The sequence below is a fragment of the Agromyces sp. NPDC056389 genome, assembly GCF_042262385.1.
In the GTDB taxonomy this organism is placed as follows: Bacteria; Actinomycetota; Actinomycetes; order Actinomycetales; family Microbacteriaceae; genus Agromyces.
Genome location: NZ_JBHJPN010000001.1, coordinates 1,480,127 through 1,505,938 on the forward strand (window position 1 = coordinate 1,480,127; position 25,812 = coordinate 1,505,938).

Genomic DNA, 25,812 nt, shown 5'->3' on the forward strand with positions numbered 1-25,812 from the left:
GGGCGATCGGGGCGCGTCGCCGTGGGTGCGCGGCGAACGGTTGCAAACGAGCCTACGCCGCGCCGCTCGACGTTCGCGTTCGGCCGCGTTCGTGTTCGTGCACGCGGTCGCTCAGTGATCGTGGGGAAGGATCTCGGTCGACCCGGTCGTGCTGAGTACGACGTGCCGTCCGGCGCGCGTCGCGAGCACGCCGCCCGGCAGGTCGATCGGGCCCTGTCCGTGCCAGTCGGTCACGAGACGCGCGACCTCGAGCGTCTGCGCGCGTGAGAGGGAGACCCCGAACTCGCTGCCGACGACGTGCCGGATGATGCGCTGTCGCAGCGCAGCGGGGTTCGCCGCGAGCGCGCCGACCGAGATCGCGATGCCGGCCTCGGCCGGTTCGCAGATCTCCTCGATGAACTCCTCGATCTGCTCCGAGAACGCCGCCTCGTCTTCGCGGAGCTGCTCGGCCGTGCGAGCGAGCGCCTCGGCGACGCCCGGCCCGAGTTCCGCCTCGAGCACGGGCAGCACCTGCTCGCGCACACGCACGCGGGCGTACGCGGGGTCGAGGTTGTGCGGGTCGTCCCACGGGGTGAGTCCGGCGTCGAGGCACGCCTGCCGCGTCGACGTCCGGCGGATGCCGAGGAGCGGACGGGCGTAGCGACCGGCACGAGCGGGCATCCCCGAGAGGCTCGCGGCACCCGAGCCCCGAGCGAGCCCGAGCAGCACGGTCTCGGCCTGGTCGTCGAGCGTGTGGCCGAGCAGCACGAGTGCCGCACCGGTCTCGGCGGCGGCCGCGTCGAGCGCGGCATAGCGAGCGTCGCGAGCGGATGCCTCGGGCCCGCCCTCGCCCGCCACCTCGACGCGCCGCACCAGCACGGGGTCGAGTCCGAGCTCGCGCGCGGTCGCCGCGGCCGCAGCCGCGACCTCCGCCGACCCCGGCTGCAGCCCGTGGTCGACGATGACAGCGCCGGCGCGAAGTTCGAGACGAGGCGCCTCGAACGCCGTGGCCGCGGCGAGCGCGAGCGAGTCGGCGCCGCCCGAGAGCGCGACGAGCACGAGTGCACTGCCTGCGGTATCGGAACCGGCAGGAAGCACCGCCCGCACGGCCCGCCGCACGTCGGCGATCGGCGGGGTCAGGCGCGGGCGGCGGGGAGCCGGGGCATCCGTCTGCTGGTCAGGAGGCATCAAGTAACCTTATTCCGCCGATCGCGCCCGACCCCGAACGGGTCGGCCGCGGGCCAAGCTTCGAGAAGCGCCTTCCAACACAAGGAGAACCAGCATGGGCGAGTACGCCGCCATCATCGAGATCCCCAAGGGGAGCCGCAACAAGTACGAGGTCGACCACGAGACCGGCCGGGTCTTCCTCGACCGCGTGCTCTACACGACGTTCGTCTACCCGACCGACTACGGCTTCTTCGAGAACACCCTCGGCGACGACGGCGACCCGCTGGACGTGCTCGTGCTCCTCGACTTCCCGCTCTTCCCCGGCGTGGGCGTGAAGGTGCGCCCCGTCGGCGTCTTCCACATGACCGACGACGGCGGCGGCGACGCCAAGGTCATCGCGGTGCCCGCCGGCGACCCGCGCTGGAACCACATCCAGGACGTGAACGACATCCCCGAGTTCACGCGCAAGGAGATCGAGCACTTCTTCGAGCACTACAAGGACCTCGAGCCCGGCAAGTGGGTCAAGACCGAGGGCTGGGCGAACGCGGCCGAGGCCGAGGCGCTCATCCAGAAGGCGATCGAGGCGTTCCCCGGCCACTGAGCCGGCATGAACCGATCGGATGCCGCGAGCTCGCGGCATCCACGCAGAAGGGGCGGGCCGTTCGGCCCGCCCCTTCCGTGCGTCTGAACCGGCTCAGCCGGCTGGGCGCGCCGCAGCAGAGGGGCTGCCCCAGACCGGCCATTCGCGCACCGGCTTGCCGTAGTCGGAGGCCTCGAGGATGCGGCCCCCGCCGAGGTAGATGGCGACGTGGTAGTAGTCGCCGCCCGAGCCCCAGAACAGCAGGTCGCCGCGCTGCACGTTGCCGAGCGAGACCGCCTTGCCGCGGCCCGCGAGCGTGTAGTACTGGTTCGTCGCCGAGTGCGTGCCGATGCCGATGCCGGCCGCGGCGTAGGCCGCTCGCGTCAGGCCAGAGCAGTCCCACGCGTCGGGGCCGGCACCGCCGAGCTCGTACCGTTCGCCGAGCTGCTGGCTCGCGAACCAGATCGCCGTCTCGACGGCGCTCGCGTTCGGCGGTGCCGGATCGGGATTGGGGGCGGGCGTTCCGCCGCCGCTGTTCCCGCCGCCGCCGCCACCGCCACCGGACGGCGGTGTCGGGGTGGTCGGCCGGCTCGCCTCGAGCGCCGCCTCGGCGGCCTCACGAGCCTGGCCCTCGACCCGCTCGCGCTCGAGCTCGGCCGTCGTGTCCTTCAGCGTCGCGAGCTGCGCGTAGAGCTCGGCGGAACGCTGCTCCTGCGCGGTGACGGCCGCCATCGCGGCCTCGGCAGCTGTCGCCGCCTCCTTCGCCTTCGTCTCGGCGAGCGCTGCGAGACGGGTGCGCTCCGCAGCGGCCGCTGCGGCCTGTGCGCGGAGCGAGTCGGCGGTGTTCCGGTCGGCGACCGCCTGCTCGTAGACGGCCTGCGACTGCTCGCCGAGCTTCGACGCCATGCCGAGCTGCTTCAGGAGGCCGTCGGTGTCATCGCCCGAGAAGACGAGTTCGGAGGTGAGGTCGTTGCCCGCGGTCTTCGCGAGATGAGCGGCGAGCAGCCCGGCCCGCATCTTGGAGATCTCCGCGACGGCATCGGCCTCGTCGGCCTGCTGGGCAAGGGCGGCCTCCCGTTCGGCGGCACGATCGCGCTGGTCGACGGCGACGCGATACGACTCCGCCGCCATCTGCGACGACTGGATCGCGGCATCCGCCACCTGCTGCAGCCCGGCCAGCAACTGGCCGACACGATCGATCTCGGCCTGCTTCGTGGCCTCGTTGCCCTTCGCCTGCTCGATCTCGCTCCACGACGGGTAGTCGGGCTCGGCCATGGCTGGCCCGCCGCCGGCGACGACCGATGCGGTGACGGCGCCGACGGCGACCGCTGAGAAGACGGTCACGGGCTTCACGCGCGACACGGGCCTGGTGCGATTCTCAGCCAAAGTAGATCCCCCGATCGGCCATGAACGGCTGCGGGTCGATGCGGCTGCCGCCGCTGTAGACCTCGAAGTGGAGGTGGCATCCGTCGGATGCGCCGGTCGTGCCGCTCGAGGCGATGTTCTGCCCGGCGTCGACCCACGCGCCGACGCCGACGAACCGCCCGCCGTCGCGGATGTGCGCGTAGCCGGTCGAGATGCCGCCGCCGTGGTCGATCTTGATGAAGTTGCCGTAGGTGCCCGAGTAACCCGAGAACGTCACCACACCGCTGTTCGCGGCATAGATCGGAGACGAGCACCCGGTGCCGAGGTCGACGGCGTAGTGGAAGGAACCGGAGCATCCGCTGCCCGCGCAGATCGGCGATCGCGGACCGAAGTCGCCCGTGATGCGGCCGGCGGCGGGCTTCGCCCATCCGGAGGTCGCGACACCGCCCGGCGATCCGGAGCGGGCCGCCTCCTCGCGGCGCTTCCGCTCCTCCTCCGCCTTGATCCGCTCACCCTCTTGGTAGGCCGCCGCGGTCTTCGCCTCGGTGTCCTTGAGGAAGGCGAGCTGGGCGTCGAGCTCGATCTTCTTCGCCTGCGATTCGGCGAGCGCCGCCTCGGCGGCGGCCTGCGCCTCCTGCGCCGCGACGAGCGCCGCCTCGGCCGCGAGCCGCAGCTTCTCGCGCTCGGCCTGTGCGACCTCGGCCTGCCCACTGAGCGCCTCGGCGGTGTTCTTCTTCTCCTGCGCGCGGTCGTAGATGCTCGAGGTGCGCTCGACCATCTTCTCCATGTTGCCGAGCTTGGAGAGCAGCGCGTCGGTCGCCTTCGCGTCACCGGCGTCGAGGAAGAGGTTGACGCCGACGTCGCTGCCACCAGAGCGGTAGAGCTGGGCGGCGACCTGACCGGCGTTCGTCTCGGCGGTCTGCGCCTCGGCGGCGGACGCGTCGGCCTGCGCCTGGATCTGATCGGCCCGGATCACGGCCTCGTCGTACTTCTGCTGCGCCACGAAGAGCTCGTCGGTGCGGCGCTCGGCTTCGGCCCGCGTGAACTCGACGTTCGCCTCGAGCTCGACGATGAGCGCGGTGACCTGCTCGACCGCTGCGGCGCCGGCGGCGGTGTTCGCCTTCGCCGCCTGCAGCTCGTCCCAACTCGGATAGGTCGCCGCGAACGCCGACTGGGGCGGCGCGACGATCGGCACGACGAGCGCCGCGGCGAGGATCGCGACGACGGCGATGAGACGCCGCACCGTTCGCGGTCGGCCGGCGACCCGGGCTCCCCCGGGGACCGGGCTCGTTCGAGCACGCTCGGCGGGTGTTCGGTCTGTGGTGCGGTACATCATTCCCCGTCCACGCGGGCTCGGGTCCCCGCGCTCCTCAACTCTCGGTTCGGGCACTGGCAGCCCCACGATAGGCGGGAGTTCGGCGCATTCCGGGCATTTCGAGCGCATGTCCGCGGATGCCGCGTGGCGGGCCACGAGGCATCCGCGACCCTCGTTTTGCCATCTGCGCCGACTGCACGTATGCTTGGCTGTCGGCGGGCGTGACCCAGGGAACGCCCTCCGGCCCCATCGTTTAGTGGCCTAGGACACCGCCCTTTCACGGCGGCAGCACGGGTTCGAATCCCGTTGGGGTCACTGCACGACCAGTACGTATAATTGAATAGCTCCGGTGCCGAAAGGCACCACGAGGCCCTGTAGCGCAGTTGGTTAGCGTGCCGCCCTGTCACGGCGGAGGTCGCGGGTTCAAGTCCCGTCAGGGTCGCTCAGGCGACAAGCCCTTTCCCTTACGAGAGAAGGGGCTTTCTCCTTATTCGGGGTGATTCTTCACTTCGAGGCTCTGTAGCTCAGTTGGTAGAGCGCACGACTGAAAATCGTGAGGTCACGGGATCGACGCCCGTCGGAGCCACACTCAAGAAGCCCCCGGTTCGCCGGGGGCTTTCTGGCTTCAGCGGGTGATCTCGCGTGGGCGCCGGTGAGGCTGTGCCATTAATGTGCCATTAAGGTCGGCGTGGGCCTGCCGTGTGGTTCGTTTCGATGGTTCGCCTGCTGCGTTCTTGAGCGCGTCATTCAGCACCGCGCCGGCGCGAAGCGCGACGCCCTCTCGGGCGCGCGAGTAGCGCTCGGTGACCTGCAGACGCCAGGAGCACTGCCGTCGACGTCGAACAGGACCGTCGCGAAGGTGTGCCGGAGGTCGTGGATGCGCAGATCGGGCCGGCCGATCGCCTGCCGAAGCGTCTCCCAGTCGACTCCTCGTCGCGCGTTGCGCTTGGTGAGTCGGCCGCCGTCGGGTCAGGCGAACACCAGGTCGTTCGCCTGCTTGCCTCTCGCGGCGGTCTCAGCGTACGGGAGCAGCGCGTCGATCAGCGGGACATCGCGTGGCTCACGCAGCAGGGCGACGCGAAGCCGAGCGCGACGATGGCGGAGGTCAATGGGGTCGCCCTGTCGACGGCGCAGGGGGGTGACGAAGACCCGCGAGCGCGGCCTGCTCCCGCCTGGGCGGCGGGCCAGGCGGGGTAACGCCCAGAGCTCGATACGTTGCTCCCGCAGCCGGCAATGACTCACGCTCGATGGGCTTCAATCACCCCGCGAGCTCAACGTCGTTGCGCGAGGTACGCCCAGCGGCTAGAACTGATTGGCGTTACTCGAACGACCGGGCGAGGATGGCCGACCGCACGCGGTACGCATCAGGCGGATCCAACCTGCTGATCAGCTCGAACACCGCAAGAGCGGCCTGCTGTTCATCAATGGCAGCGGCAAGCTGCTCGAATCTGCGATACACCTCCTGCAGCATCACGGTTGCTCCGTCGAACGGCGCATCGGTGGCGCGGACAGCATTGACGAAGTAGGGGAGGGCGGACGAGTTCATCCAGCGACGACTAAGGAGATCTTGCACAAGTAGTTGGATGTTGTGCGTCGCTGCCGCAGGTTCGGGCGCGATCCTTACCAACCATTGCGCGAGCGCGTGGACGTAACCGGCCATCAGGTGTGGGTCGTCGATGTTGCTCTCGATCTGGGACATCGCCCACTGAGCACGATCCTTGGCCTGCTCATTCCCGCCGAACTTGAACGCATTGATAACGCCCTGGGGCACCACGGCGAGGGTGACCGCCAGGTCCCAGACGTCACGACGGAATCGCAGCCCGGTGTACCCGGAGTTCAGCAGAGTCGCTTCGGCGAGGTCGATGAGGGCAGCATCGACGACGCCTTCATCGCGCAGATGGTGAAGCAATTCCGGGGTGCCGAACGCGCAGCCCCCTTGCTGGCGGACGAGGTCCTTCAACGCGTGGTCGTCTGCCCAGAGCGGCAGCTCGGACGACACGGAGTGGTCGGCCGCCAGCAAGAAGATCGCATCGACCGACTCCGCGCCTCCAATAGGGAACGCGGTGAGGACTGGATGCGTGTCTGTGACGAACTGACTAAAGGAGCTCACGACCCGATCGGCGAGCTCGTTCGTGGCCTTGACTGCGTCAGGACTTCGATGCTGAATGATACCCGGCTTACCGCCCGACCCAGGCTGAAAGCTCAGCCCGCTGTCCCGGCTCCGGATGCGCGCGCCGGAGGCGGCGTCGCGATGCTGGTCGGCGAGTACGCGGGCATTCGCGAAGTGGCCAATGAGCTGCGTCCGGAGTGGTTCGGGAAGGCGAGCCAGAGAAACCAGCGCAGAGAGGTCAAGGACGACTCCAGATTCATGAGCGACCTGGATCGCCGCAGGCTCGCTTTCGAGATCTCTCGAACCACTGAACACCGGGCCGTGCTCGCGTGCGAGCAAGACGTCGAGATATCCCTTGCCGAACATCAGTCCGGCCATACCCACCGGCATTTGACCATTGAGGATCTGGCTCTCAATTTCCGGATTGCTCGCCCGTTCCCCGCTCAGGTCCTGCATTGCCTGGAGCGGGTTCTCCATGTCGATCTGAACTTGCCGGATTCCACCATCAGGGAAGTCGCGCAGGTAGTCACTGAGGAGTTCCCGGAATGCGTCGCGACCCGGATCGGGAGCCTCGGTCTCATCGGCCTCCGTCGTGTCTTCGTCGATGTCATCCGGTTCGTCGGCGGGTCGGCGCCCCGCCATGAAGGCTCCCAGGAGGCCGCGCCGGATCGGTTCATCCGTTGGGTAGCGCGCGGCGATCTTGAGCGCATCCTGCGGATTCCCGATCTCGTCGCCGAATTCGCTGACCAGCTCCATCCACGCGGCGATCTCCAACTGACTTTGCGGCTCCGGTGAGCCGTTCTGAAGCCAGGTCTGCTTGGCACCGGCAACGTCCTGCGTCCTGGCCTGGCAGATGGCCACCGCCCAAGCGGCACTGGGATCAGTGGGTTCTTCCGCAAGGAGCCGGGCCGCGGCGTTAAGCGCTTCTTGCCAATCTCCGGCGGCAGAGTGCGCTTCAGTAAGCAGCCGGTAGGCGGTGGATCGTCGACCCCAGCTGTCCGGTGCAGCCGCGAGCGCCGACTGAAGGTCCGAGATCGCGTCCGCGAACCGCCCCTGGTTCAGGCGGAACCGTCCCGACTGGACCCACAGGTCTGGGTCGTTCCAACGGACGGCACCGGCCCGCGCTACCGCTGCCGCCGAATCAAGGTCGCCGTCGCGATCGTAGTAGGTGTAGAGAATCATCGTTCCGCGGTGATTACCGTTCGCGAACCCGCGGAATTCTTCAAGGGCCCCGTGCTGATGGCCGAAGAGACCAGCGATCAATCCGATCTCCGATGCCACCTGCGCATTGTCCGGTCCGAGCTCGTCGAGGAAGTCCGACCGCACGCCATGGAACGCGAGCTGGAGCGCGAGATCTGCCTTCTCGCCCCAATCGCCGGTTGCGTCGAGCGAGGCCTCCCAGTGCCTGATCGCGTCGTCCGCCCGCTCATCGCGCTCTGCGAGAAGTGCAGCGATGTGCTCCCGTTTGCTCGGAGATGCGCTGCTCTGGAGCCGCTTGGCGATGTCGGCGTCGCCGAATTCGGCCTGGAGGATTGCAGCTTCGGCAATCAGTTCCGGATTCTGGAATTCTTCGCTGGAGGCAGGGATCTCGCCGACGCCGTTGATTGCGTCAAGAGCTCCCTGGTGATCGGACAGCATTCGCCGCGTGCGGATCTCCATCGCAAGGGCCAGCCCGGAGTCGAGTCCCCATTGCCTGCGCTTGGCGCGGGCTTCCATGGTGAGACGCAGTGCGATAGACAGGTCGGCTCGGTGCACTGCGGTCGGCTCGATCATATGGCGCGCGATGAGCCCCCGTGCTGCAAGTAGAAGGGCGACGGTGGAGTCGAACTCTGCGGCAGTTTGTCGGGCAAGCGTCACCGCTTCGTCAAGACGCCGTGTCATGAGGTAGTACTCGGCGAGAGTCATCCGCCGCTGCAGCTCATCGCGGTGGTTATCGGTTTGCCACCCCTCAAGGGCCTCGATCGCAGCCGCTGGGCCTTCAGTGTGAAGCGCCGCCTCGACGAGGGGGTGGCCTCGGTGGTCTCGGAGGTACTCGGCCGCGTCATCGATGGCGGTGATACCACGAGAGGAGAGGATCCGCAGCCGCCAGTAAGGCCGCGGTTCGAGGCCGCGCTCAAGGCCACGCTCGATGAACTGCTCCGCGACGCGTTGGTCCTCGGGTGAAGGCAGGTCGGCAGAGACATCGGCAAGAGCCCCGAATATCTCGGGCGGGGCGTCGGAAAGGAAGGTTGGCGTATACCGCGCCCACCGCCGAAGTAGGGCAGCGCGGTCAGCGCTCGATGCGATGTCTGCGACCACCCGGGTCACGACCGGCCACTCGGTTCGCAGGTCGCGGAATTGCGTCGCTCGAAGGGGCGGCATCGCCGCGAGCCGCGCCTCCCATGCCATGTCCTCGGCTTCGATAACGACAGTCAGGACCTCCTCATGTCGCGCGGCCATCTGCCCTTCTGTGAATTCAGACGCTGCGGTGCTGCCCTCAAGGCGGGAACGGAACGCACGAATGAGAGCGCTTCGCAGCAGCGTGACCCCATCGGGCGTGCTGGGCGAGATGACGCGAGCGAGCGCTCTCGTGAGTTCGTCGTCGTCGCGCGGGAGACGTGCGAGCCGGTCGGCAAAGCCAGGTTTGTACATGACCAGTCGAAGAGCCTTGCTGTCAATGGTGTACCCGTCGCGTCGCATGATGCGGCGAACTGAGATTGCGACCCGGATTTCGCGCGTGAGCCGTTTGATGCCGCGCACGATCGGTCCACCGGCGAATTCGGCGCCGGTCAGCAAAGGTTCCGTCATAGGCCGACCTTTCGTGATTGTCGCGGGTAGGGCGGTGCCACGCTTGCCCTACCATCCTTGTCCGCGCTGTGAAGTCCTTCTCGTCACCACGCCATCGCACTCGGTCTCAGTACGAGAGATGACGCCGATCGACTTTGGACCATGAACAAAGCCTGATTGAACCGAATGCACGTATGCATTCGTAGATAGTTGCAAGAACCTGAACTAGCTCGGAGATCGGCGATGAAAGGCGGCGTAGTCCTGTTCCGGGGTCCGGGGCAGACGCGCGCCGCTACCTCGAGTCCGATCGGTCGCGCTCGCCTTGGAACGCGGTCGCGCTGATCGTGGACTCGCGAACGCGACGGCCGCTGCGGAGAGGCCGTGCGCGGCCTCTCGAGCGGCACGGACAAGCGACGACGCGAAGTACGTCCGCCGGACGGGACCAGCTTCAATCGGGGCACCACAACCCGGAGCACGCCGGAAGTCGGCCTGAGCCGATGAGGTGGTTCCGCAGTGACATGGAATCTGCGGCAGACACGCGGCTGTGGCCGGAAAGCGGATCCGACAACGGGCGCTGAGCTGACCGCCCGATGTCGGATCCTGTTTCGGGCCATCGCTTGGTGTCCGCGGCCGATTCGCACGTTCGGATACCGTTGGTCAGGGTCCCGACCCGTAGGAGCAACTGATGACGACCGGCCTCAAGGCGATCATCATCGTGGCAGGGGCTCTCGCTGTTCTCGGGCTCGTTCTCGTACTGCTCCCGGGACCGACCGCCACTTTCGGATGGTTCGCATACCAACCTGTGGGTGACTTCGGTTTCGTTGGCGGTGCGCCGCTCCAAGAGTCCGGGCCGGGCTCGGTCGACCGCGCACCTGACAATTTGGCGTGATCAGGGTGGCGCCCGTGCCCGATCCGTCTGCGGGATCCGGATGCGGGTTGCCTGAGGGGGACCGTCTACCAGTCCGTATCTTTGCTGACCTCATCGCGGGCGCGGGCGATCCGTTCCTCCGTGAGGTCGGCGAAGTAGGGTACTGACTCCTCGAGGCGGGAGGCCAGATCCGTAAGCGCTTGCTTCACCGCCTGGTGTTCCGCAGGTACTGCATCGAGGTCGACCGTGTTCAGCCAATCGAAGAGGACGATGGCGTCCTCGGTCCACAGATGGATCGGAACCGTCGGATGGGTGGTCATTCAATGAGGGTATTCGAGAGCGCCGCTGGCGGATTAGAACACGTGGCTGGTCGCGAGATGAACCTATCTGCCGAACTTCGAACGCCCGCACGTGGATCGGCTAGCGGGGCTCATGAAGCTAGATCCACCGTGGCTGGCCAGAACCCGCCCGCAGTACGGTGCTCACCTTTCGGAGTAGGTGACTCGCTCGGAGCGGAGCCGTGAATGCGGCGACTCGTGACGGACCCACCCCACGCTGTCCCAGAACCCCCGCGACCCGGCATTGTCGTTGAGCGCCGCTAGCCTGACGCACGGGTACATCTCTCGAATCGCGCGAAGCGCTTCTCGACCAATGCCGCATCCTCGCGCCGACATTGCCCCCGGTTCGCCGGGGGCAATGTCATTTCACGCCCACGGCGACCCTGGCCAGTCCGACGACAACGGGCGGGGTCGGGAACCGGCGGCCCTGAGTCATCCGGTCAGCCTAGCCATCACCCACCGAGGCGGATCGCGACGATTCCCGAGACCGCGCAGACGGTCGCCGTGAGCCGCCACTTGCTGAACGGTTCGCGGAAGACGAAGTAGCCGATCACCCCTGCGGCGAGCACCCCGGTCTCGCGAAGCGCCGAGACCACTGCGAGCGGCGCGAGCGACTGCGCCCACACGACGATCGTGTACGCGGCGAGCGAGAGGATGCCGCCGACCAGGCCCATCGGCGCATGGATCCGCATCCCGCGGAGCATCTCCCTCCGATCGCGCGAGAGCAGGAAGCAGACGAGCGGGATCGAGATGCCCTGCAGGAGGAACAGCCACGACGCGTACCCGAACGGCTCCCCCGAGAGACGCACGCCGATGCCGTCGATCACCGAGTAGGCCGTGATCGTGATGCCGACGGCGACGGCCAGGAGGGTTCCGGCCGGGCCGCTCCGTCCTTTCGGCGACCACGACAGCGCGAACAGCGCGACGGCGACGACGGCGACACCGGCCATCTGGGCCGGCGTCATGAACTCTCCGAGGAAGGTCGTGGAGATCAGCGTGATGCCGAGCACGGCGATCCCGCGCGTGAGCGGGTAGGTGCGACCGAACTCGGTCTTCGCGTAGGCCGCGGTCAGCAGCACGAGGTAGGCGGTCTGCACGGCGGCCGAGATCAGGAGGTACGGCCAGACCTCCTGCGGTGGGAGCGGGAAGACGACGCATCCGATCGCCCCCACGAACAGGTAGACCGTGCCGATCAGTGCCGAGGAGACGAGCCGAGCGGGGATCGCCTTGGCGATGGCGTTCCAGCTGCCGTGCAGCAGCGCAGCGCCGAGAACGGCGAGGAGGACGCCGGTGCTCACGCGGTGCGGCTGCCTGTGGTGCCCCCGTCGATCCCGCCGACGCGCTCGACGCGCAGCAGCACCGCCTGCTCGGGTCGGAGCGACGGCATGACGACGCCGATCGACGCGAGCGCCGCACCGTTCAGCTCGAGCGGGCCGGCCTCCCACCACGGCGCCGGGTCGGCGCCGTGCGGCACGCCACCGACGAGCGCGGGCTCCACCCGGTAGCGCGTCGTCGGCAGCAGACCTGGCAGGCGGATGCGTCCAGGGCTCGCCACCGACGCCCGTGTGAGCGACACGTACGCGAACAGTGCGGCCGAGCCATCCGCTGCGACGACGCCGTTGACGCTGATGGTCGCATCGGGGTGGTCGAGTCGCACGAGCTCGCCGCCGTGCAGCAGCTCGCGGTTCGCCTTGTGCAGCCGGATCCATTCCTCGAGCTCGGCGAGCTCTGCCGCGGTCGACTTGCGCAGGTCCCACTCCACCCCGAGATGCCCGAACAGCGCGGTGATCGCGCGGAACGAGAGCGCGTGGAGCCGGTTGGTGATGTGCGAGGCACCCGAGGCGATGTGAGCGCCCATCAGCTCGGGCGGCACGAGCTGGGTCGTCCAGCGGTTCGCCTGCTGCCGGTCGATCGGGTCGTTGTTGTCGGAGACCCAGATGCGGTCGGTGCGGTCGAGGGCCCCGAGGTCGACCCGGCCGCCGCCCGACGAGCACGACTCGATCTCGAGTGCGGGGTAGCGCGACTTGAGCTCGTCGACGAGCCGGTAGTACGCGAGGGTCTGCTCATGCACGCCCGCCAGCCCGGTCGAGCTGGTGCCCGCGTCGACGAGATCCCGGTTGTGATCCCACTTGATGTACGCGATGTCGTACTCGTCGAGGATCGCGCACATGGCGTCCCTGACGTGCGCGTACGCCTCGGGGATGCCGAGGTTCAGCACCTGCTGGTGGCGCGATTCGACCGGCAGGCGATCGCCGGTCGCCATGATCCACTCGGGGTGGCTCCGCGCGAGGTCGGAGTCCATGTTCACCATCTCGGGCTCGAACCAGAGGCCGAACTGCATGCCGTGGCCGCGCACGCGATCGACGAGCGGATGCAGCCCATCGGGCCAGACCTCGCTCGAGACGGTCCAGTCGCCGAGGCCGGCACGGTCGTTGCGGCGGGCGCCGAACCACCCGTCGTCGAGCACGAAGCGCTCGATGCCGATCTCGGCGGCACGGTCGGCGAGCTCGACGAGCGTGTCGACGTCGTGGTCGAAGTACACCGCCTCCCATACGTTCAGCGTGACCGGCCGAGTCGACCGCGGGTGCTGCGGGCGAGCGCGCAGGTGGCGATGCATCCGTCGTGCCGAATCGTCGAGACCGGCACCGTAGATGCCGTAGACCCAGGGGCTCTCGTAGCGTTCGCCCTGCGCGAGGCGCACCTCGCCGGGCAGCAGCAGTTCGCCGCCGCCGAGCAGCTGCTCGCCGGTCAGCACGCGCTCGACCTGGTGCACGTGGTTGCCCGACCACGCGGTGTGGACGCCCCAGACCTCGCCCTGGTCGAAGCCGAAGCCGGGCGTGCCCACCGTGAGGATCATCGCCGAGTCGAGGCCGGTGCGGCCGCGACGCCCTTCGCGCCGGTGGGCGCCGACGGTCATCGCGCGGCGCTGCGGCGCTCGCTCCCCCGACCAGCGGCCGGCGAAGTCGAGCACCTCGCTCGCGATGGCGGGGGTCGGCAGGCAGAGCAGCAGCTCGTCGACCTGGTACGGCAGCTCACCGAGGTTCTCGACTTCGGCGCGGGTGCGCACGACGCCGGCTTCGCTGAGCTCGACCGTGAGCGTGAGGGCGAGCTCGGCCGCGTCGTCGGTCGCCGTGACGACGAGCGAACCCGCTCCATGGTTCACCACGCGGGCTCCGGATGCCGCGGCGAGCACGGCGCCGTCGAGGCTCGCCGACGTCACGCGCCAGAGCGGCGACCACGCCGAACCCGCACGGGAGCCGCTCAGCCCGGGCCGGCCCATCCACCCTCGAGCATGCTCGGGCAGGAGGGAGAGGCGAACGGGAACGTCGACCTCGCTCGCGGCGACCGGCAGCACACCGGCCGCGACGAGTGCCGCGTACCCCGCGGAGCCGAGCTCGCCGCAGTCGGCGCCCCAGTGCACCACAGAGGGCAGCGCGCCCTCGGCGAGGTCGAGCACGAGTGCGACGCCGCCGGCGCGGAGCACCAGGCCAGAAGTGGAGGTTTCGGTCATTTTCGGATTCCTCTCGAGGTTGCCTTCAGAGTAGTGTTTACGTCACCATGACGATTGCATCGAACAGTTCGTCCGAGTACGCGCCCAGAGCGCGCGCGTCGATCAACGACGTCGCCGTGCACGCCGGAGTCTCCGCCCAGACCGTCTCGCGCGTTGCCAACGCGCAGAACAACGTGCGACCGGCGACCCGCGACCGCGTGCTCGCCTCGATGCGAGAACTCGGGTACCGGCCGAACAGCGCCGCCCGCAACCTCAAGTCGGGCAGGTTCCGCAGCATCGGCGTCGTCACCTTCAATCTCGAGACCCTCGGAAACGAACGCACGCTCGACGCCATCGCCGAGGCCGCGGCCGCTGCCGGCTACACGACGACGCTGCTGCCCGTCGCCGACCCGACCCAGCTCGAGGTCGCCGGCGCATTCGGCCGGCTCGAGGAGCAGGCCGTCGACGGCATCATCCTCATCATGTCCGCCGAGATCGGCTCGCCCGATGAGCTGAAGCTCACGGCCGGCCTGCCGCTCGTCATCGTCGACTCCGACGCGACTCAGCCGTACACGATCGTCGACACCGACCAGGAGCAGGGCGCGCGACTCGCGGTCGAGCACCTGCTCGGGCTCGGCCACCGCGACATCCTGCACGTCGCAGGGCCCGCGTCCTCGTTCTCGGCCCGCCGACGAGCCGACACCTACCGGCGCACCATGGAGGCGGCGGAGCTCCCCACGCAGCCCGTGCTCGTCGGCAACTGGACGGCAACGTCTGGTCTTGCGCTCGGGCGCGAGATCGCGGCATCCGACCGACCGCCGACCGCCGTCTTCGCGGCCAACGACCAGATGGCCCTCGGCGTCATGCACGCCTTCCACGAGCGCGGCTGGAGCATTCCCGGGCACATCAGCGTCGTCGGATTCGACGACGCCGACGACAGCATCGCCTACTGGCCGTCGCTGACCACCGTGCATCAGAACTTCGACGAGGTCGGCCAGCGGGCGACGACCCTGCTCGTCTCGCTCATCGACGGCGAGCCGGTGCCGAAGAACAAGCTGATCCCGACTCACCTCGTGGTGCGGGACAGCACCGGCCCGGCGCGCGGCGCGTAGCGCCGACCGCGCCGGGGTGCACTGCGTGCGGGCCGTCACGCCTCGGTCGGACCGAGATCGGGCCGTGCTGCGAAGCGCACCGCGGCCGCGGCCGCGCCGACGGTCTCGAAGACGAGGATCTCGTTCTCACCCGCTCGCACGACGGGCGCTGGCACGTAGTGCGTGCGCTGCGGACCGCGACTGCGGTAGCGGCCGAGGTTGACGCCGTTCACCCGGACGATCCCGGTGTTCCAGCCCGGCAGCTCGATGTGGAGGTCGGTCGGCTCGTCGAGCGTGAACACCCCGCTGGCGAAGACCGGACCCGACAGCGGCGCTGCCGCGTCCGTGCCGGTCTCGCTGGTCTCGATGCGCGGCCCAGCCGCGAGAACCGCGCGGACGGGGTCGAGGTCGTCGAGCATGACCGCTCCGGCGGTCCAGTCGGTCAGCGGCACCCCGTCGAGCGTCGCAGGGGCGATGAGCCCCTTCGCCTCGCCGAGGCGCGAGCCGTAGTTCACTCCCCCGAGGTTCTCGACGAGCACCGTGAGCTCGCCGCCGTCGCCCTCGGGCAGCGGCAGCACCCGCTCGTGGAGTTCCCGGTCGAGCACGCCGACGAGCGCACCGTCGAGGAAGACCTGGGCCCGGTCGCGCACCTCCCCGAAGCTGAGCAGGCCGCCGTGCTCGATGCGCGTCGAATAGCACATGAACCCGCGGGTCGAGCCGAACTCGGCCGCGACCGGCAGGTGGTCGAACCGCTGTGCGGCGATGATCGGCATCTGCCACAGCGACGCGTTCCGGTCGAGATCGACCTCGAGCACCGGGGCATCCGTTCGCTCGGCCGGCACCTCGTCGGGCACCGGCGCGTACTTCGCGATGACCTCGCGGAACCTCCAGAACTTCTCGGTCGGCGTGCCGTCCTCGGCGAGGGGGGCGTCGTAGTCGTACGACGTCGAGATCGAACGATAGGTGCCCTTGTCGTTCGCGCCCGAGGTGAAGGCGAAGTTCGTGCCGCCGTGGAACATGTAGACGTTGACGGATGCCCCGGCCGCGAGCATCTCGTCGAGCTCGCGTGCGGAGTCCTCGGCCGAGGTGACGTGGTGGATCTCGCCCCAGCTGTCGAACCATCCGCACCAGAACTCGGAGCACATGAGCGGGCCGGTCGGCTGGAAGCGGCGCAGCGTCGCGAGTCGCTCGGCGGCGCGCGAACCGAACGAGCCGGTGCGGTGCAGCTCGTCGAGGCTGCCGTGCTCGAGCATCTCGTCGATCGGCTGGTCGACGGTGGTCAGCGGCACGTCGATGCCGTGCTCGCGCGTCAGCTCGGTGAGCCGACGCAGGTAGTCCTTGTCGGCGCCGTACGCGCCGTACTCGTTCTCGATCTGCACGAGGATCACCGGTCCGCCGTGCTGGATCTGGCGTGGCCGCACGATCTCGTAGACCTCGTCGAGGTATTCGCCGACGGCCTCGAGGTAGGCGGGGTCGTGCGATCGCAGCACGATGGACTGGTCGGAGACGAGCCATGAGGGCAGCCCGCCGTCGTGCCATTCGGCGCAGATGTAGGGGCCGGGGCGCACGATCGCGTGCATGCCCTCGGCGTGGACCAGGTCGAGGAATCGTGCCAGGTCGAGGTTGCCCGAGGTGCGGAACTCGCCGCGCGTCGGGGAGTGCTCGTTCCACGGTACGTACGTCTCGATGGTGTTCAGGCCCATGAGCCGGGCCTTGCGGATGCGATCGCTCCACTGGTCGGGGTGGACCCGGAAGTAGTGCAGCGCGCCGGAGAGCACGCGGTACGGCGAGCCGTCGAGGAGGAAGTCGGTGTCACCGATGGAGAAACTGGGCATTCGCTGTCCTGTGTCGAGAAATGGACCGCGGGGCAGCCGCCGTGACGGCGACTGCCCCGCGGAGTGGTGCATGTGCTGTTACTTGTTGACCGTGAAGCCCTGCTCGTTGCCGAACTCGACGAGGGTGTCCTGCCACTCGAGGAGCGCGGCGTTCAGGTCGCCGTCGGAGCCGAGCGCCTTGCCGACCGAGTCGGTGAAGACGTTGTTGGCGTAGCCCTGGTAGGGAAGGTACTGCCATCCGGGGACGACCGACTTCGAGGACAGCGCGCCCTCCTGGTTGGCGGGCTGGCCGGCGTACGACTCGAACGGGAAGTCGAGGAACTCGGGGTTCTCAAGGTCCGCGATGGTCGACGGGAAGCCGCCCTGGTTGATCAGCTCGCGCCCGTCGCCCTCGGCGAGGTACTTGAGGATGCCGGCCGCTGCGGCCTTGTTGGCGCTCTGCGAGCTGACGGCGAGCGCGCTGCCGCCGTTCTCGGCCGAAGCCGGCTGGCCGTCCCACGACGGGATCTGCGCGACGCGCCACTTGCCGAGCGTGCCGTAGTCGTCCATGCCGCTGATCATCCAGGAGCCCATCATGAGGGTGCCCAGCTTGTCCTGCGTGAGCGCCTTCGACCACTCGTCCGACCAGGTCGGAACGCCCGAGAGCTCACCGGCGTGGAGGCGGTCGCCCCAGAAGTCGGCGAACTTCGTGGTGCCCTCGTCCTCGAGGTCGATGGTGATGTTGTCACCGTCGGTCGTGAAGGGCTTGCCGCCCGATGCCCAGATCATGCTGGTGAAGAAGCCCGCGTCGCCGCTGTTCGCGATGTAGGCCTCGGGGTCGTAGGCGTGGATGGCGGCCGATGCCGTCGCGAACTCGTCCCACGTCGCGGGCGCCTCGGTGATGCCGGCCTTGTCGTAGAGGTCCTTGTTGTAGATCATGACCATGGGGCCGGAGTCGAGCGGCAGGCCGACGAGCTGGTCCTGCACGTTCACGGCGTTCCACGTCGACGCGGTGAACGAGTCCGCGTAGTCGCCGAGGCCGTAGGGGGTCAGGTCGGCGAGCGCGTCGCCGAGGGCGAGCTGCGGCAGCGTCTGGTACTCGACCGGCACGAGGTCGGGGGCGCCCTTGCCGGCCTTGATCGCGTTCTGCAGCTTGGTGACCGCAGCGTCGGGGTTCTCGAGCTTGACGACGTCGAACGTGACGTTCGGGTACGCCTTCGAGATGGCGTCGGCCTGCTCCTGGGTGCTGTCGCTCCAGGTCCACCAGGTGAGCGTGACGTCTTCCTTCAGCGCTGCGTCGGTGTCGGTCGAACCGGCGTCGGCGCCCGGCGCTGCAGCACTGCAGCCCGCGAGCACTCCGACGAGCAGCGCACCGGTGCCGACGACGGCCCCGAGTCGCGCCCATCGGCGGGAGGTGATTCGTTCCATGGTTGTGATTCCCTTTCTTGGTGTGGGTCTTGTGCAGGTCGTGGTGCAGGTTCGAGGGCCGGCCCGGCCGGCCTACTTGACGCTTCCGGCGGTCAGGCCCGACTGCCAGTAGCGCTGCAGGTAGAGGAAGGCTGCGGAGATCGGGATGACCGTGAGCAGCGAACCCGTGATGACGAGGTTCGGGATGGGATCGGTGCCGACGCCGCTCGCCTGCGCCGACCACTGGGCGAGACCGACGGGAAGCGGATACCAGCGCTCGTCGCTCAGCATGATCAGGGGCAGGAAGTAGTTGTTCCAGGTCGCGACGACCGCGAACATCAGCACCGTGATGAGCGCGGGTGCGAGCTGTCGCAGCGAGATCTGGAAGAAGATGCGGAGCTCGCCCGCACCGTCGAGGCGAGCGGCCTCCATGAGCTCATCGGGGATCGCCTCGCGGGCGTACACCCAGACCAGGTAGAGGCCGAAGGCGCTCACCATCGACGGGATGACCACCGACCACGGCGTGTTCGTGAGGCCGAGGTTGCTGAACAGCAGGAACTGCGGCACGGCGAGCACGGAGGCCGGGATCGCCATGGCACCGAGGATGACGGCGAACACCCACTTGCGACCTGGGAAGTTGTACTTCGCGAGCCCGTAGCCGGCGAGGGTCGCGAGCATGGTCGCGCCGCCGGCCCCGACGACCACGTACAGCACGGTGTTGCCGAGCCAGCGCAGGAAGATGCCGTCGGCGTACGTGAAGGTCTCTGCGATGTTCTGGAAGAGGGCGAACTCCCCGCTGAACCAGAAGGCGAAGGAGTCGTAGAGCGAGTCCATCGTCTTGGTCGAGTTCACCACGAGCCACCACAGCGGGACGAGGCAGTAGAGCAGCATCGCCGTCATGAGGATGCCGAGGGTGATGGAGGCGCGCTTGTGCCGGGGCGTGGCGGTCCGCCGCTTGACGACCGCGGGTGCCGGCAGGCTGCCGCTCGCGAGCTTGCTGGGCGCGCGGCCCGAGCGGACGCCCGATTCAACGGCGCTCATGCGTTCTTCTCCTTCTTCTCGCCGCCGAGTTGCACGAGGTAGGCGACGACCATGGTGATGATGCCCGAGACGATGGCGATCGCCGCGGCGTAGTTGAACTGCGAACCCGTGAACGACAGGTTGAACGCGTACAGGTTCGGCGTGAAGTACGAGGTGATCGAGTTCGGCGCGATGGTCTGCAGGATGGACGGCTCGTTGAAGAGCTGGAAGCTGCCGATCACCGAGAAGATCGTCGCGATCACGATGGCGCCCCTGATCGACGGGAGCTTGATCGAGAAGATGGTGCGGAAGGCTCCTGCACCGTCGATCTCGGCCGCCTCGTAGAGCTCCTGCGGCACGGCCTTCAGTGCGGAGAAGAAGATGAGCATGTTGTAGCCCACGAACTCCCACGTCACGATGTTGCCGATCGACATCATGATCAGGTTCTCGGCGAGCGGGGAGGGCAGCTCGACGCCGAAGAACCGGTTGATGTCGGCCACGAGCCCGAACTGCGAGCCGTACATGTAGCCCCAGATCATGACCGCGACGACGCCGGGAACGGCGTACGGCAGGAAGATCGAGAGGCGGTAGAAGGGCACCCAGCGCAGTCGCGCGCTGTCGAGGGCGAGTGCGGCGAAGAGCGCGAGGCCGAGCATGATCGGCACCTGCACGAGGAGGAAGATCGTGACGCGCAACATGGCGTCCCAGAACTTCGGGTCGACGAGGGCCTTGGCGTAGTTCTCGAGTCCGACGAAGGAGTTGCCGCCGATGAGGGTCTCGCGGAAGAGACTCAGGTAGATCGCGTAGACGAGGGGCGCGATGAAGACGAGCGCGAAGATGAGCATGAAGGGGCCGACGAACCACCAACCCGACCAGTTGCGGCGGACCTTCTTCCGGCGGCGGCCGGGCGCCTCGGCGGCCGTGGCCGTCGAGTATGCGTACGTCTCGGTCGAGACACCGACCGGTGGTTCTGCGTGCACGTGGGCCACGGTCATCTGCGGCCTGCTTCCGCGCCTCGGGTGGGCGACTTCTTCGTCATGCGCGTACGCACTCCTTCGTGAATGTTTGCGTTCCCATCGAAGTATAGGCGAGGATGATGTTTGCGCAAACAGAAATGCACGATCGAAGGTCACAATGCAGTCACGCCGGCCATCGCGGCCGGAGAACGTCTCGTGATCCAGCGGACCTGCAGACCACAATTGACCATCCCTCCCCGACACCGCCGTTTGGATCCACGCATGATCTCCACCATCCACGTCGTCTTCAAGACCCACCTCGACCTCGGCTTCACCGACACCGCGGCGAACGTCACCGACCGCTACGTGCACGAATACCTGCCGCGCGCGATCGCGCTCGCGGAGGAGCTCGAGCGACGCGGCGGCCCCGCCCGCTTCATCTGGACGACGGGATCCTGGATGATCCACGAGGCGCTCCGCCTCGGCAGTCCCGAAGAACGCGCGGCACTCGAGCGGGCGATCGGCGCCGGGCACGTCACCTGGCACGGCCTGCCGTTGACGACGCACACCGAGCTCATGGACGCCGGGCTCGTCGAGCACGGCATCGCGATCGGCCGCAAGCTCGACGCGCGATTCGGCCGTCGCACGCAGGCGGCGAAGATGACGGATGTCCCCGGCCACACGATCGGCCTCGTCCCCTTCCTCGCCCGCGGCGGCCTCGACTTCCTGCACCTCGGCGTCAACGGGGCATCCGCTGTGCCCGACGTACCGGAGTTCTTCGTCTGGCGCGCACCCGACGGCAGCGAGGTCGTCGTGAACTACGCGCAGAGCTACGGCGCGACCGAGCTCGGCGTCGCGGTCGTCCCCGGCGGGTCCGACGCGCTCCACCTCGCGCACACGGGCGACAACTTCGGCCCGCCCCCGGTGGAAGAGGTCGAGGAGCTGTTCGCCCAGCTCCAGGCCGAGTACCCCGACGCCCGGGTCATCGCCTCGACGCTCGACGCGTTCAGTCGCGAGGCGGTCGCCGCGCGGGCGAGCCTCCCGGTGCTCGAACAGGAGATCGGCGACTCGTGGATCCACGGCGTCGCGAGCGATCCCGTGCAGACCGCTCGGCTTCGCGCACTGCTCCGCCTGCGCACCGAGTGGGTCGCGTCGGGCGCACTCGTGCCCGGCACCGAGGAGTGCGACGCCTTCGGCGATGGTCTGCTCCTCGTCGTCGAGCACACGTGGGGCGAAGACCTCAAGACCTACCTGCCCGACTACGTGAACTACGAGAAGGCCGACTTCCAGCGCGCCCGCGCCGCCGATGAGATCGACCCGGCCGCGAACCCCGCCGAGTTCGATGTGTACGCCTGGGCGTACACCGAGCACCCGAGCGCGCAGGGCCTGCGCTACTCGGCGTTCGAGCGCTCGTGGGCCGAGCAGCGCGCGCACATCGACCGCGCGCTCGCGGCGCTCTCGCCCGAACGTCGCGCCGCGGCGGAAGCGGCGATCGCCGAGACCCGACCGGCCGAAGAGGGCGCCCCCGCCGCCGCTCCGCTCGACCTCGAGGCCGAGCACGAGGTCGGCGCCTACCGCGTGCGCTTCGGCGCCGATGGCGCCCTCGTCTCCCTGGTCGACGCCGAGGGAACGGAGTGGGCGGGACCGGAGCACCCGCTCGCCGCGTACCGCTACGAGACGTTCGACGAGCGCGACGAGGCCCGCTGGATCGAGGAGTACTGCCGCGACATCGAGGTGACCGGTTTCTGGGCGGTGCCCGATCAGTCGAAGCCCGGACTCGCGATCGCCGAGAAGCTGCCGGCGACGACGTTCGCGCCGCGCGCGGTCTCCGCCGTGCGCTGGACCGACGGCGGCGACACGGTCGTCTCACTGCGACTCGAGCTGCCCGAGGCGGCGTGCGAGCTGTGGGGCGGAGCCCGGGACATCCGTCTCGCCTATCGCTTCCCCGCGGCGTCGGGGCCGATCGGGGTCACCCTCGACCTGCGCGACAAGGACGCCTCCCGGCTGCCCGAGGCGAGTTGGCTCGGATTCCGCCCGCGCACCGAGCCCGGCGACTGGCGGCTCACGAAACTCGACACCCCGGTCGACCCGCAGTCGGTCGTGCGGAACGGCAACCGCAGCCTGCACGCGGTCGCCGAGGCGACCCACACCGCCGAGCGCACCTTCTCACTTCGCCCGGTCGACGCCGCCCTGGTCGCGGTCGGCCGCCCCGCGCTGTATCGCTTCGACAACACGGTGCCCGACCCGAGCGACGGCCTCCACGTGAACCTGCACAACAACATGTGGGGCACGAACTTCACGATGTGGTTCGACGACGACCTGCGATTCCGCTTCACCATCGACCTCGGAATCGCTCGATGAACCAGCCGCTCGTGACGAGTCCGCCCGTCGTGATGGCGCCCCGCCCCGACGGCTTCGAGGTCGTCTGGGGCGTGGGCCGCCTGAGCCGCGGATGGCTCGAATGGGAGGCGGCCGACGGCACGCGCGGCACCGCGACCGCCGACGCCTTCGGCATGGTGCCCCAGAGCGACCGTGTGCTGCGCGTCCGTACCGCAGGGTGGCCCGCGGGCACGTCGCTGCGCGTGCGCTCGGTCACCGAGGCGGTCGAGGCGCCGAACGAGCGCCACGAGAGCGAGTGGAAGTCGGTGCGCACGCTCGACGCGGCATCCGACCGCGCGCACTTCGCGGTCTGGAACGACACCCACCAGCGCGACGACACCATGCGCGCGCTGCACGAGGCGACGCCCGACGTCGACGTGCTCCTCTGGAACGGCGACCTCTGCAACGACTGGAAGGACCCGTCGTGGTTCACCTCGACGGTGCTGAACCCGGCGGGCCTCGACGTCAGCGCGGGCCGCCCGCTCGCGATCGTGGTGGGCAACCACGACGTGCGCGGCACCTGGGCGTACCAGCTCGAGGACTTCGTGGCCACGCCCGAGGGGCGGCCGTTCACGGCCTTCCGCATCGGGCCGGTCGCATGCATCGTGCTGCACACTGGCGAGGACAAGCCCGACGCGCACCCGACGTTCGAGGGCCGCGTCGCCTTCGAACCGCTGCGTGCCGAGCAGGCGGAGTGGCTGCGCGAGGTCACCGCGCGGCCAGAGTTCGCGGACGCCCCGTACCGGGTCGTGTTCTGCCACATCCCGTTGCGCTGGATCGACGAGACGGTCGTCGACTACGACGCCGACGGCTACGACTGGTTCAGCCGCATGAGCCGCGACGCCTGGCACGACGCACTCGTCGAGTGGGGCGCGCAGATCATCGTGTCGGGGCACACGCACTACCGCACCTGGATGCCTGCGACCGAGGAGTTCCCGTACGCGCAGCTCATCAGCGGCGGGCCCGACTTCGACGTGGCCTCCGATGAGGCGGCCGCCTGGATCGAGGGCACCGCGAATGACGACGGACTCGTGCTGACGCTGCGCGACCTCGCCGGCACGGTGCACCACGAGGTGCGGCTTCCGCCGCTCGCCTGACGGATGAACGAGCAAGGGCCGAGTCGCAGTCGCGACCCGGCCCCTTCGTCATCCGCCGATCAGCTGAGCGGCTTGCAGAGCAGCGCGTCGGGCACGCCGCCGTGGTTCCATCGGTACGTGTAGGCCACGCCCGCGATGTACTCGTTGTCCTTGCACTGGCCCTTGTAGTAGCCGGGGGCCCAGTCGCTCGCCGTCGATCCGCCGCCGGCCGGGCGGTTGTCGCCCTTGTCGAACCAGATCAGGCGGCCCTGGCTCGCCGGGAGCGCCGTGGTGCTCGTCGCGCAGGCGAGGTTCCACATCGCGGCCTTGGTGCCGCCGCCCGTGCCCAGGCTGTAGCCGACTGCGACCTCGCCGGGGTTGCACTGCAGCTTGTCGTAGCCCGAGGCCCAGTCGTTCGTGATGTTGCCCTGCCCGCTCTGCACCCGCGGGTTCGAGGTCGTGACGCCGCCGACATCCGTGCAGAGCGCTCGGTTGGTGCCCCGCGCGATGCCCTGCAGACGCTGGCTGTCGGGGCAGGTGCCCTTCCACTGACCCGGTGACCAGTCGCCCGCCGCCAGCATGCGCAGCGACGACTGGCTGTCGACGAAGCTGCCGCTGCCGAGCATGTTCCAGCGCGGCACGGATGCCACGGGGCCGGTCTTGCCGTTCGCGGTCACGAGCTTCTTCCACTGCGGGTAGCGCCAGTCGTCGGCGATGCTCAGCTTGGTGCCGTCGGGCTTGTAGGCGAGCAGCGAGTAGCCGTCGGCGAAGGTGCCGTCGGCGTTCGCCTGCGTCACGAGCGGCCACGCGGCGAAGTCGCTGTCGTTGGCGATGAGGATGTCGGTGAAGTTCACCCACCAGGCCTTGTCGAGGGCGCCGGTGTCGCTGGCATGCCCGATGCCGAACTCGCTGAACCACACGGGGGCCGTGTAGTGCTGGCCGGCCGTGTTGACGTACGCCGCGGCCCGGTTCACCTCGGCCGTGAGCTCACTCCGGCTGAGGTCGCGGTAGCGGGCGTCGTGCGTCTCGCCGAGTCCGGTGGCCCCGGTGTGCTGGGGTCCGGTGTAGGCGTAGATGTGCGCCGCGTAGACGAGCTTGTTCGGATACGGGAGGGCGTTCGAGAGGTTCGCGACGGGCTTGAGGGTCGGCCGGTCGTGGAAGAAGCCGTCGAGCGGGATGCCCTGCCAGTTGATGCCCTCCATGATGACGAGCACGTCGGGGTTCGCCTGCTGGATGGCGATGCCGGCCCGCTGGAAGGCCTGGTAGAGGTCGTTGCCGTCGCCCATGCCCCAGTTCGGGTCGTTCCAGATGTCGCGGCGGACCTCATTGCGGAGGTCCATGCCGACGACCCGGGGGTTGTCCTCGTAGCGCTCGGTCAGCATCACCCAGTCGCTGATCCACTTCTCGGTGGTCTGACTGCTGTACCACTTCGAGTTGCCGTCGTCGGCGCCGCAGCACCAGCGCGACGTCGTGGTGTGGTTGTTGAGGATCACCGCGAAGCCGTCGGCCGTGAGTGCTTCGACGACGGCGTCGAAGACCTGCAGCGGAGTCTTGCCCGCAAGTGACGGGTTGGCGGCCACCGCGGCATCGGGCACCGGTGCCGTCATGCCGAGCATCTCGTTCGAGTACGAGAGCCGGATGCTGTTGATCCCGAGTCCGTGGAAGTCGCTCATGAGGGTCGCCATCGGCGCGCGGTCGAGCCCCATGGGGATGTCGTAGCTCATGCCGCTGTTGTGGTTGGCGGCGTCGTTCTTGTCGCCGCTCCCACTCCAGTGCCCCTGCGCGCCGTCCCAGTTGGCCGACTCGAGCTTGAAGCGGTCGCCGTCGGCGTCGACGACGTACCGGCCGACGGTGCTGAGCGGCGCCGTCCACGATGCCGCGAGTTCCGGGCCCGTGAGCACGGGGATCGGATCCTCTGGTGTTGCTGCGTACACGGGACTCGCGACCGATATCGCGAGGGCTGCTGCCGTGAGTCCGACCGCGACCCGTAGGGTACGACGATGCATTCTGCGAACCTCTCTGTTCTGCCTTGCGCGGCACACCCCGCCATGTTGCGAGGACTCCGCCCAGGCTCCTGACTTGGTCAGGGTA

17 protein-coding genes and 3 tRNA genes are annotated in these 25,812 nt (G+C 68.7%); 8 read left to right on the forward strand and 12 right to left on the reverse strand.

What is annotated here, in order from left to right; genetic code table 11:
- Positions 1-111: 111 nt before the first annotated feature.
- A complete protein-coding gene (tilS, locus tag ACFCVM_RS06970) occupies positions 112-1,167 on the reverse strand; it encodes a tRNA lysidine(34) synthetase TilS (RefSeq protein WP_375835336.1) in 1,056 nt (351 codons plus the stop codon).
- Positions 1,168-1,261: 94 nt separating this feature from the next.
- On the opposite strand from tilS, the gene ppa reads away from it, so the two are divergent.
- Complete coding sequence (gene ppa, locus ACFCVM_RS06975) at positions 1,262-1,747, forward strand: inorganic diphosphatase (RefSeq protein WP_375835337.1); 486 nt, start codon at positions 1,262-1,264, stop codon at positions 1,745-1,747.
- A 93-nt stretch (positions 1,748-1,840) separates the two neighbouring features.
- Here the strand turns inward: ppa and ACFCVM_RS06980 are convergent, their stop codons facing one another.
- Positions 1,841-3,112: a C40 family peptidase gene (locus tag ACFCVM_RS06980; protein ID WP_375835339.1), complete on the reverse strand. Its 1,272-nt coding sequence runs from the start codon at positions 3,110-3,112 to the stop codon at positions 1,841-1,843.
- Entirely contained in the window at positions 3,105-4,334 is a 1,230-nt protein-coding gene (locus ACFCVM_RS06985) for a M23 family metallopeptidase (RefSeq protein WP_375835341.1), read from the reverse strand. Before ACFCVM_RS06985 ends, ACFCVM_RS06980 begins: the two co-directional genes overlap by 8 nt.
- Positions 4,335-4,648: 314 nt before the next feature.
- Here ACFCVM_RS06985 and ACFCVM_RS06990 point away from each other — a divergent pair.
- The 3 genes from ACFCVM_RS06990 (at position 4,649) to ACFCVM_RS07000 (ending at position 4,992) form a co-directional block, all read left to right on the forward strand.
- A tRNA-Glu gene (locus tag ACFCVM_RS06990) sits at positions 4,649-4,721 on the forward strand.
- Between the two features lie 53 nt (positions 4,722-4,774).
- A tRNA-Asp gene (locus ACFCVM_RS06995) sits at positions 4,775-4,848 on the forward strand.
- Between the two features lie 71 nt (positions 4,849-4,919).
- A tRNA-Phe gene (locus ACFCVM_RS07000) sits at positions 4,920-4,992 on the forward strand.
- Between the two features lie 732 nt (positions 4,993-5,724).
- On the opposite strand, the gene ACFCVM_RS07005 is transcribed toward ACFCVM_RS07000, so the two are convergent.
- On the reverse strand, positions 5,725-9,303 hold the full coding sequence (locus ACFCVM_RS07005; RefSeq protein ID WP_375835342.1) for a tetratricopeptide repeat protein: 3,579 nt from the start codon (positions 9,301-9,303) through the stop codon (positions 5,725-5,727).
- Between the two features lie 664 nt (positions 9,304-9,967).
- Here ACFCVM_RS07005 and ACFCVM_RS07010 point away from each other — a divergent pair.
- Positions 9,968-10,171 (forward strand): hypothetical protein, encoded by a 204-nt coding sequence (locus tag ACFCVM_RS07010; RefSeq protein WP_375835343.1) that lies wholly within the window; start codon positions 9,968-9,970, stop codon positions 10,169-10,171.
- A 65-nt stretch (positions 10,172-10,236) separates the two neighbouring features.
- Here ACFCVM_RS07010 and ACFCVM_RS07015 read toward each other — a convergent pair whose 3' ends face one another.
- The 3 genes from ACFCVM_RS07015 to ACFCVM_RS07025 form a co-directional block, all read right to left on the reverse strand.
- Positions 10,237-10,470 carry a hypothetical protein gene (locus ACFCVM_RS07015; RefSeq protein ID WP_375835345.1) on the reverse strand — a complete coding sequence of 78 codons (234 nt, stop codon included), beginning with the start codon at positions 10,468-10,470 and terminating at the stop codon, positions 10,237-10,239.
- Positions 10,471-10,940: 470 nt separating this feature from the next.
- Positions 10,941-11,786 (reverse strand): EamA family transporter, encoded by an 846-nt coding sequence (locus tag ACFCVM_RS07020; RefSeq protein WP_375835347.1) that lies wholly within the window; start codon positions 11,784-11,786, stop codon positions 10,941-10,943.
- Positions 11,783-13,999: an alpha-galactosidase gene (locus ACFCVM_RS07025; protein ID WP_375835348.1), complete on the reverse strand. Its 2,217-nt coding sequence runs from the start codon at positions 13,997-13,999 to the stop codon at positions 11,783-11,785. The genes ACFCVM_RS07020 and ACFCVM_RS07025 overlap by 4 nt, the downstream gene beginning before the upstream one ends.
- A 47-nt stretch (positions 14,000-14,046) precedes the next feature.
- On the opposite strand from ACFCVM_RS07025, the gene ACFCVM_RS07030 reads away from it, so the two are divergent.
- Entirely contained in the window at positions 14,047-15,090 is a 1,044-nt protein-coding gene (locus ACFCVM_RS07030) for a LacI family DNA-binding transcriptional regulator (protein WP_375835350.1), read from the forward strand.
- A gap of 35 nt (positions 15,091-15,125) precedes the next feature.
- On the opposite strand, the gene ACFCVM_RS07035 is transcribed toward ACFCVM_RS07030, so the two are convergent.
- The 4 genes from ACFCVM_RS07035 to ACFCVM_RS07050 form a co-directional block, all read right to left on the reverse strand.
- Complete coding sequence (locus ACFCVM_RS07035; RefSeq protein ID WP_375835352.1) at positions 15,126-16,904, reverse strand: beta-galactosidase family protein; 1,779 nt, start codon at positions 16,902-16,904, stop codon at positions 15,126-15,128.
- Positions 16,905-16,982: 78 nt separating this feature from the next.
- Positions 16,983-18,311, reverse strand: coding sequence for an ABC transporter substrate-binding protein (locus tag ACFCVM_RS07040; RefSeq protein WP_375835353.1), 1,329 nt, complete (start codon positions 18,309-18,311; stop codon positions 16,983-16,985).
- A gap of 72 nt (positions 18,312-18,383) precedes the next feature.
- The gene (locus ACFCVM_RS07045) at positions 18,384-19,190 is read right to left on the reverse strand and encodes a carbohydrate ABC transporter permease (RefSeq protein WP_375836675.1); all 807 of its coding nucleotides are present in this window, start codon (positions 19,188-19,190) and stop codon (positions 18,384-18,386) included.
- A 137-nt stretch (positions 19,191-19,327) separates the two neighbouring features.
- Positions 19,328-20,305: a carbohydrate ABC transporter permease gene (locus ACFCVM_RS07050; protein WP_375835354.1), complete on the reverse strand. Its 978-nt coding sequence runs from the start codon at positions 20,303-20,305 to the stop codon at positions 19,328-19,330.
- 243 nt (positions 20,306-20,548) lie between these two features.
- Between ACFCVM_RS07050 and ACFCVM_RS07055 the strand changes: the two genes are divergently transcribed.
- Both ACFCVM_RS07055 and ACFCVM_RS07060 read left to right on the forward strand, forming a co-directional pair.
- Entirely contained in the window at positions 20,549-22,627 is a 2,079-nt protein-coding gene (locus ACFCVM_RS07055; protein ID WP_375835356.1) for a DUF5054 domain-containing protein, read from the forward strand.
- Positions 22,624-23,742 (forward strand): metallophosphoesterase family protein, encoded by a 1,119-nt coding sequence (locus tag ACFCVM_RS07060; protein WP_375835357.1) that lies wholly within the window; start codon positions 22,624-22,626, stop codon positions 23,740-23,742. Before ACFCVM_RS07055 ends, ACFCVM_RS07060 begins: the two co-directional genes overlap by 4 nt.
- A gap of 59 nt (positions 23,743-23,801) precedes the next feature.
- Here the strand turns inward: ACFCVM_RS07060 and ACFCVM_RS07065 are convergent, their stop codons facing one another.
- Complete coding sequence (locus ACFCVM_RS07065; protein ID WP_375835358.1) at positions 23,802-25,727, reverse strand: glycoside hydrolase family 5 protein; 1,926 nt, start codon at positions 25,725-25,727, stop codon at positions 23,802-23,804.
- Between the last annotated feature and the right edge of the window lie 85 nt (positions 25,728-25,812).

Coding starts and splice junctions, on each gene's coding strand:
- tilS (WP_375835336.1), bottom strand. CDS start 1,167: ATGCCTCCTGACCAGCAGACGGATGCCCCGGCTCCCCGCCGCCCGCGC.
- ppa (WP_375835337.1), top strand. CDS start 1,262: ATGGGCGAGTACGCCGCCATCATCGAGATCCCCAAGGGGAGCCGCAAC.
- ACFCVM_RS07005 (WP_375835342.1), bottom strand. CDS start 9,303: ATGACGGAACCTTTGCTGACCGGCGCCGAATTCGCCGGTGGACCGATC.
- ACFCVM_RS07010 (WP_375835343.1), top strand. CDS start 9,968: ATGACGACCGGCCTCAAGGCGATCATCATCGTGGCAGGGGCTCTCGCT.
- ACFCVM_RS07015 (WP_375835345.1), bottom strand. CDS start 10,470: ATGACCACCCATCCGACGGTTCCGATCCATCTGTGGACCGAGGACGCC.
- ACFCVM_RS07025 (WP_375835348.1), bottom strand. CDS start 13,999: ATGACCGAAACCTCCACTTCTGGCCTGGTGCTCCGCGCCGGCGGCGTC.
- ACFCVM_RS07030 (WP_375835350.1), top strand. CDS start 14,047: ATGACGATTGCATCGAACAGTTCGTCCGAGTACGCGCCCAGAGCGCGC.
- ACFCVM_RS07035 (WP_375835352.1), bottom strand. CDS start 16,904: ATGCCCAGTTTCTCCATCGGTGACACCGACTTCCTCCTCGACGGCTCG.
- ACFCVM_RS07040 (WP_375835353.1), bottom strand. CDS start 18,311: ATGGAACGAATCACCTCCCGCCGATGGGCGCGACTCGGGGCCGTCGTC.
- ACFCVM_RS07045 (WP_375836675.1), bottom strand. CDS start 19,190: ATGACGGCGATGCTGCTCTACTGCCTCGTCCCGCTGTGGTGGCTCGTG.
- ACFCVM_RS07050 (WP_375835354.1), bottom strand. CDS start 20,305: ATGACCGTGGCCCACGTGCACGCAGAACCACCGGTCGGTGTCTCGACC.
- ACFCVM_RS07055 (WP_375835356.1), top strand. CDS start 20,549: ATGATCTCCACCATCCACGTCGTCTTCAAGACCCACCTCGACCTCGGC.
- ACFCVM_RS07060 (WP_375835357.1), top strand. CDS start 22,624: ATGAACCAGCCGCTCGTGACGAGTCCGCCCGTCGTGATGGCGCCCCGC.
- ACFCVM_RS07065 (WP_375835358.1), bottom strand. CDS start 25,727: ATGCATCGTCGTACCCTACGGGTCGCGGTCGGACTCACGGCAGCAGCC.